Raw genomic sequence first — 5,002 nt, 5'->3', positions numbered from 1 at the left:
GCCACTACCACTGCACCACGCAGACCCTGCCGATCCTGCGCTGGCGGCTGGGCGATGTGGACTGCAGCGCGCATGCATACGGTGAACGCTTCACCCTCGGCGACACCGAGGTCTCCCTGCATTCGGCCGGGCACGTGCTCGGCTCGGCCCAGGTGCGGATCGCGCATGCGGGACGGGTCTGGGTCGCCTCGGGCGACTACAAGCGGCAGCACGATCCGAGCTGCGACCCGTTCGAGGTGGTGCCCTGCGATACCTTCATCACCGAAGCGACCTTCGGCCTGCCGGTGTACCGCTGGCCGGACACGTCGCAGGTCGCGGCGGACATCGTGGCGTGGCGGCGCGAATGCGAAGCGCGCGGCGAGGCCGCCGTGCTGCTCTGCTATGCGCTGGGCAAGGCACAGCGGATCCTGGCCGAACTGCTGCCGCTGGACACGCAGCCGGCGCTGCTGCATGGCGCGATCGCCACCGGCGTGGCGGTCTACCGCGAGGCCGGGATTCCGATGCTTGCCACCGAGCCGGTCAGCGAGCAGGCCCGCGGTGCGGAGTTCGCCGGCAAGCTGATCCTGGCCCCGCCCTCGGCGGCGGGGAGTGCGTGGATGCGCCGCTTCAAGCGCGCGCAGCTTGGTTTCGCGTCCGGATGGATGCGGGTGCGTGGCAACCGCCGCCGCCGCAACTACGACCGTGGCTTCGTCGTCTCCGATCATGCCGACTGGCCCGACCTGCTGCGCACCATCGCCGAGACCGGTGCCCGTCGCGTCATCGCCACCCACGGCAACACCGACGCGCTGATCCGGTTCCTGCGCGAGCGCGGCGTCGCCGCCGAGGCCTTCGCCACCGGCTACGGGGACGAAGAATGAAACGCTTCGCCGCGCTCTACAGCGAACTCGATCGCAGCACCGCCACCGGCGACAAGCGCGCCGCGCTGGTGCGCTACTTCCAGCAGGCGCCCGCGCACGACGCGGCGTGGGCGCTGTTCCTGCTGGCCGGCGGCAAGGTCACCAGCGCGCGCCGGAAGATCGCCGGCAACGCCGAGCTGCGCGCGTGGGTCGCGGAGATCTCCGACACGCCGGCCTGGCTGGTGGACGACAGCTACGACCAGGTCGGCGACCTGGCGGAGACGCTGACCCTGCTGATGGACGATCCGCTGCAGGTCGGCGCGGATATCGCGCTGGCCGATTGGATCGAGCAGAAACTGCTGCCGGTCGCCAATCAACCCGAACCGGTGCGCCACGCAGCCGTCACCGGGGCATGGCAACAGCTCGCCTTCGACGAGCGCCTGGTGTTCAACAAGCTGCTGACGGGTGCGCTGCGCGTGGGCGTGTCGCAGCGGCTGGTGCAGCAGGCACTGGCGGAGTGGTCGGGGATCGATATCGCGCGCATCGCCCAGCGCATGCTCGGCAGCTGGGTGCCGACGCCCGGATTGCTGGCGGCCCTGCTGTCACCGGAAGAACGCCCTGAAGATCGCCAGCAGCCCTACCCGTTCTTCCTGGCCTCGCCGCTGGAGGCGGAGGTCGACACGCTCGGTCCGATCGAGGACTGGCTGCTGGAGTGGAAGTGGGACGGCATCCGCCTGCAGGTGCTGCGCCGCCAGGGCGAGGTCGCGCTGTGGTCGCGCGGCGAAGAGCGGCTGGATGGCCGCTTCCCCGAAATCGACGCGGCGGCGATGGCGTTGCCCGATGGCTGCGTGATCGATGGCGAGCTGCTGGCCTGGGCCGACGGCGACGCACTGCCGCTGCCGTTCACCGCGCTGCAGACCCGCATCCAGCGGCTCAAGCCCGGGCCGAAGACACTGCGCGATACACCGGTACGCGTGCTCGCCTACGATCTGCTCGAGCTGGGCGGTGAAGACCTGCGCGCGCTGCCGCTCTCGCAACGGCGTGCGCGCCTGGCCGACGTACTCGCCACGCTGGACGACCCGCGCCTGATGCTGTCGCCGGAGGTCAGCGTCGCGGACTGGAGCGCCGCCGCCCTGCACCGCGATCTCGCGCGCGAGCGTGGTGTGGAAGGGTTGATGCTCAAGCGCCGCGATTCGCTCTACCAGGCGGGACGCCGGCGCGGCGACTGGTGGAAATGGAAAATCGATCCACTGACCATCGATGCGGTGATGATCTATGCGCAGTCCGGCCATGGCCGGCGCAGCACGCTGTACACCGATTACACCTTCGGGGTGTGGGATGGCGACACCCTGGTGCCGGTGGCCAAGGCGTACTCGGGCCTGGACGACAAGGAGATCCTCGCGCTGGACCGCTGGATCCGCGCGAACACGATCGAACGGTTCGGGCCGGTGCGCAGTGTCCGTGGCGAACAGGTGTTCGAACTCGGCTTTGAAGCGGTGAACCGCAGCAAGCGCCACAAGTCCGGCATCGCGGTGCGCTTCCCCCGCATCCTGCGCTGGCGGCACGACCCTGGCGATGTTCGGCGGTCCGCTGCTGCAGGCGCTGCACGATCCGCCGCCACGGACGATCCGCGGCCGCGCGAAGACACCGGTGCCGGTCCTGCAGGTCCTGTGGATCACGCCGCTGCGCGCGCTGGCCGCCGACACCGCGCGCGCGCTGCGCGAGCCGCTGGACGCACTCGGGCTGGACTGGCAGGTGGGCCTGCGCACCGGCGATGCCAGCGCGCGCGACAAGCGCCTGGCGCGCGAGGGCCGGCTCGATGTACTGGTGACCACGCCGGAGTCGCTGGCGTTGTTGCTGAGCTATCCCGACACGATGGCGCGCCTGCAGCACCTGCGCTGCGTGGTCGTGGATGAGTGGCACGAACTGCTGGGCAACAAGCGCGGTGTGCTGCTGCAGTTGAACCTGCGCCGGCTGCGCGATGCCCTGCCCACCCTGCAGGTATGGGGGCTCTCGGCGACGCTCGGCAATCTGGACGAGGCGCGCGAGGTACTGCTGCCGGACGTGCCCGACGCGCCGCTGGTGGCCGGCGCACGGCCGCGCCCGGTCAGCGTGGAGACGCTGTTGCCGGCCCAGGGCGAGCGTTTCCCGTGGGCCGGTCATCTGGGCCTGTCGCAGCTGCAGCGCGTCCTGGAAAAACTGCTGGCGGTGCGCACCAGCCTGCTGTTCACCAACACGCGCGCCCACGCCGAGCTGTGGCACCAGGCGCTGTCGGCGGTGTGGCCGGAAGATCCGGATTCCCTCGCCCTGCATCACGGCTCGCTGGACCCGGCCCTGCGCCGCGCCGCGGAACAAGGCCTGCGCGAAGGCCGGCTGCGCTGCGTGGTCGCGACGTCCAGCCTCGATCTCGGCGTCGATTTCCCCAGTGTCGACCAGGTCCTGCAGATCGGCAGCCCCAAGGGCATCGCCCGGCTGCTGCAACGTGCCGGGCGCGCCAGACATCGCCCCGGCGAATCCGGGCACATCGTGTGCGTGCCCTCGCATGCGCTGGAGCTGGTCGAGTACGCCGCGGCGCGACGTGCGCTGGCCCAGGGACATATCGAGGCCCGCCGACCGCTGCGGCTGTCGCTGGACGTCCTGGCGCAGCACGCGGTGAGCTGCGCGCTCGGCGGCGGCTTCGATCCCGATGCGCTGTTCGCGCAGGTGCGACGTACGCATGCCTTCGCCGCACTGGACCCCGCGCACTGGGCGGGCGTGCTGGAGTTCATCGTGCAGGGCGGTCGCGCGCTGTCGCAGTATCCGGATTTCCACAAAGTCGTGCGCGATGACGATGGCATCTACCGCGTGCATGACCGTCGCGTCGCGCTGCGACATCGTTTGTCGATCGGCACCATCACCAGCGATGGCAGCGTCATGGTCCAGTTCCTGCGCGGCGGCCGGCTCGGCGCGGTGGAGGAACAGTTCCTCAGCCGGCTGCGCCCGGGGGATCGCTTCCAGTTCGCCGGGCGCCAGCTCGAACTGGTGCGCCTGGAGAATCTGACCGCGTACGTGCGGCTGGCACGCGGCGGCGACGGGGTGGTGCCCCGTTGGCAGGGCGGGCGGCTGCCGCTCTCGGAGGCGCTCGGGCATGAAATGGAAGCGGTGCTGGCCCGCCCACCGGAAAGCCCGGAGATGCAGTGGCTGGCGCCGCTGTTGTCGCTGCAGACGCGCCTGTCGGCGTTGCCCGCGCCCGAGCTGCTGCTGGTGGAACACGTCCGCCGCCGCGAAGGTCAGTTCGTGTTCGTGTATCCCTTCGCCGGCCGCCAGGTCAATGAAGGACTGGCCGCATTGATGGCGATGCGCTGGACGCGCCTGCAGACCAATACGTTCGGCTACGCGGCCAACGATTACGGGTTCGTGCTGGCGCCGGCGCGTGCCGTCGAGATCGATGCCGCGCGCGTGCGCACCCTGCTGGAACCGGACGGACTGCTCGCGGATCTGCGCGAGAGCCTCAATCTGGGCGAACTGGCGCGACGCCAGTTCCGTGACATCGCGCGCGTGTCCGGCATGCTGGTGCCCGCACTGCCCGGCCGTACGCCACGCAGCCTGCGTCAGCTGCAGGCCTCCAGCGGGCTGCTGTACGACGTGCTGCGCCAGCATGATCCGGATCACATCCTGCTGACGCTGGCCGAACACGAGGTGCTGCACGATCAACTCGATCTCGACAGCCTGGCGCGTGCGCTGGGGTCCTGCCAGGCACGCACGTTGAGCCTGCAGCACCCCACCAGCCTCGGCCCGCTGTCCTTCCCGCTGTGGGCCGAACGGCTGCGCGGCCAGCTCAGCAACGAAGACTGGAAGACCCGCGTCCTGCGCGCCGCACAGCAACTGGAGAAACGCCATGGCGCCTGAACTGCCGATCACCCTCGCCGGCGAAACCGTCCAGCTGCTTGGCGGGCGTGCGCTGTATTGGCCCGCGCGGCAGGGCCTGATGATCGCCGATCTGCACCTGGGCAAGGCGGACCTGTTCCGGCGCTCGGGCATCGGCCTGCCCAGCGGGGGCACCTCCGATGATCTGCAGCGTCTCGGCGCGATGGTGCAGCAGCACGCGGTGCGCCAGCTGTGGATACTCGGCGATGTACTGCATGGCGCTGCACACCGCGCCGCGTGGTACCGGCAATGGCAGGGCT

At 70.3% G+C, this 5,002-nt stretch carries 2 protein-coding genes and 2 pseudogenes; all 4 read left to right on the top strand.

Going from position 1 to position 5,002, the window contains the following annotated elements:
* Positions 1-857: ligase-associated DNA damage response exonuclease (locus tag ACLFKU_RS42385; RefSeq protein ID WP_410853212.1), on the top strand; the 857-nt coding region annotated here is incomplete at its 5' end.
* A pseudogene (locus ACLFKU_RS42380) lies at positions 854-2,404 on the top strand (ATP-dependent DNA ligase); the annotation flags it as partial. The gene ACLFKU_RS42385 and the pseudogene ACLFKU_RS42380, both read left to right, overlap by 4 nt.
* Positions 2,405-2,411: 7 nt before the next feature.
* A complete protein-coding gene (locus ACLFKU_RS42375; protein ID WP_410853211.1) occupies positions 2,412-4,724 on the top strand; it encodes a ligase-associated DNA damage response DEXH box helicase in 2,313 nt (770 codons plus the stop codon).
* Positions 4,714-5,002, top strand: a pseudogene (locus tag ACLFKU_RS42370) (phosphoesterase); the annotation flags it as partial. The gene ACLFKU_RS42375 and the pseudogene ACLFKU_RS42370, both read left to right, overlap by 11 nt.

It is taken from the genome of Paraburkholderia sp. EG304 (genome assembly GCF_046543485.1).
Taxonomy (GTDB): domain Bacteria; phylum Pseudomonadota; class Gammaproteobacteria; order Burkholderiales; family Burkholderiaceae; genus Paraburkholderia; species Paraburkholderia youngii.
The sequence above is the reverse complement of the archived record's forward strand: the minus strand, read 5'-3'. Positions and strand labels throughout refer to the sequence as shown.